We start from the raw sequence: 2115 nt of genomic DNA, 5'->3' as shown, positions 1-2115 counted from the left end.
CTTCCGAGATCGTACCTAAATTGGTCGCCATTTGCGGAATGATAAAACCGCGGAAAAATAACGATCCATCCTCATTACGCTCTTCAGCAAACCCGTTCCAGATCAACTGGTCGAACGTCTCGCCAAGTTGTGGCTGCTTTTGGGCGTTACGCAGCGCCTCCAGCACCTCACGCCGTGTAACGGACCCGAGCAGCTTGCGGTTGCGGTCCACGACCGGCAAGTAATCCACACCTTCCCACGCCATCATTTGCGCGGCTGAAGCCAGCGAGGTCTGGTAAGTGACCGTTATCGGATTGCGGATAAGACATTTATCCATCGTATGCTCAGGTTGAAGCCCCTCCACATCTTTGCGGCTGACGATACCAATTAAACGATTCCATTCATCCACTATTGCAAAATGATGATGTCCAGTCGTCACCGAAAGTTCTTCAAACTCGGTAAGCGTGCTGTTGATTTTCAAGGTCAACGTTTTCGGTTTGCCTGCCGCAATGTCTTCAATCAGCATAATTTTCTTTTTGATCAAGCGGTCAAATATGGCTCTATTAATCATAGATGCCACTGTAAAAGTATCATGGCGTGAGGAAATAATCGGCAGACTGATCTTGTCTGCGAGCTGCTTAACCTCTCGGCTCGTACCGAATCCCCCTGTAATCAGCACACCTGCCCCCTGCTCCAATGCAAGTGAATGCGCATCCTCACGGTTACCAACGATCAGCAAACTGCCAGCGTCAATATAACGGGCCATAGCTTCCTCGCGCATCGCCCCAATAACATACTTGTGCAAGGGCTTCTCCAGCCCCTCACTTCCGCCCAGCACATGTCCCTCTACAATATTCACGACATCTGCAAAGGTCAGCTGCTCGGACAAGCCGCGCGGACGCTTCTCTACTCGTACTGTTCCGATCCGTTCCTTGGTAATGACAATTCCCAGGTTCTCGGCTTCCTTCACGGCCCGATAGGCCGTTCCTTCGCTGACGCTCATTTCTTTAGCCAACCTGCGCACAGAAATTTTGGAGCCTATTTTCAACTGCTCGATATGTCGCAATAGCTGCTCATGCTTCGTAACTGTTTCATCTAGCCCGTCCAACTCTGTTACACCCCCAACGTTCAATCTGTATCATTCTGTATCTATTATAGCACAAAATCCCTTTATTTTAGACCTTTGTTCATTTTGAGTTTTCTGCTTCGGAAATAGCAAAAAAGCGATCCCCTCTATTACAAGGACCGCTTCTTACTATGATTGATTTGTATCTGGGGGCAAGCCCAGGACAAGCTAAAAAAAACTCACTGCATGCTACCTTTGTCAGCTTTTTTATCCCATTTCATCTGCCACTGCTGCATTTTGGCCCGCCGCACACGCTCCAGCGTTTTGCGCTTTTCCTCATCCACACCCAGCAAAAAATGCATGTTCGCCCCGATGACTAGCAGCGCAAAAAGTACCCATACTATTCCAAAGCCGTTGACCCAGTTCAAACCGCCTGCAAGCGAGATGCGTGGTAACGCAACCAAGACCATAGCCAGCGCAATCAGTGTGTACAAACCGTGTTTCCATTTTTTAAAAGAACCCAATCGTATCCCTTCCTCTCCCTGTGACTCTATGTATCTAGTCTATGAGAGGACAGGAAGGAATATGAGACAAACTTACAGAGATGAACCGTACAAATCTTGAAGACTGTCTGCAATAATTTTGTTAACATCCTCAATAATCACGCTCAAGCGGCGTTCAGCGTCGAACAGGCGTCGGATGTTGAGGTTCAAGCTAAGTACCTCAAACAGCTTCTCCATCTTTTCCATCTCTTCCTGTGGTGGCATATCGCCGCTCATCATCCGTTGCTGTACTTCCATTTGGCGTTCACGTAAATCGTCTAGCATTTTCTTAGCTTCTGGATCGGTTTCGATCAGCTTCATCGCTGACGTAATTTCCTCTACCTCTTTGCTTTCCTTCAATGCTTTCGCTAAATCATGGGCTTTGTCATAGATGTTCATGATTGTTTATTCCTCCAATACAAGTTTAGTGTCAACATTTCACATTGTCCGTCAATCACCAAGGGATATATGTCCTCATATGATGAATCAGTGCTATTACAGCACAGTCACGTTTCACGTTACTCTCAA

At 47.2% G+C, this 2115-nt stretch carries 3 protein-coding genes; all 3 read right to left on the bottom strand.

The genetic code is table 11. From position 1 onward, the window contains the following. The coding region (locus GRP75_RS25140) for a DRTGG domain-containing protein (protein WP_160790690.1) at positions 1 to 1087 on the bottom strand (1087 nt) is incomplete at its 3' end. A gap of 197 nt (positions 1088 to 1284) precedes the next feature. Next, positions 1285 to 1569, bottom strand: coding sequence for a hypothetical protein (locus GRP75_RS25135; RefSeq protein ID WP_013309579.1), 285 nt, complete (start codon positions 1567 to 1569; stop codon positions 1285 to 1287). A 72-nt stretch (positions 1570 to 1641) separates the two neighbouring features. Then, positions 1642 to 1986, bottom strand: a complete 345-nt coding sequence (locus GRP75_RS25130) for a YlbF/YmcA family competence regulator (RefSeq protein ID WP_160790689.1) — start codon at positions 1984 to 1986, stop codon at positions 1642 to 1644. Positions 1987 to 2115 lie beyond the last annotated feature (129 nt).

The sequence above is a fragment of the Paenibacillus sp. OT2-17 genome (genome assembly GCF_009827695.1).
GTDB classification, from domain to species: domain Bacteria; phylum Bacillota; class Bacilli; order Paenibacillales; family Paenibacillaceae; genus Paenibacillus; species Paenibacillus polymyxa_B.
Note: the sequence above shows the minus strand (reverse complement) of the source record. Positions and strands in the feature narration are given on the sequence as shown.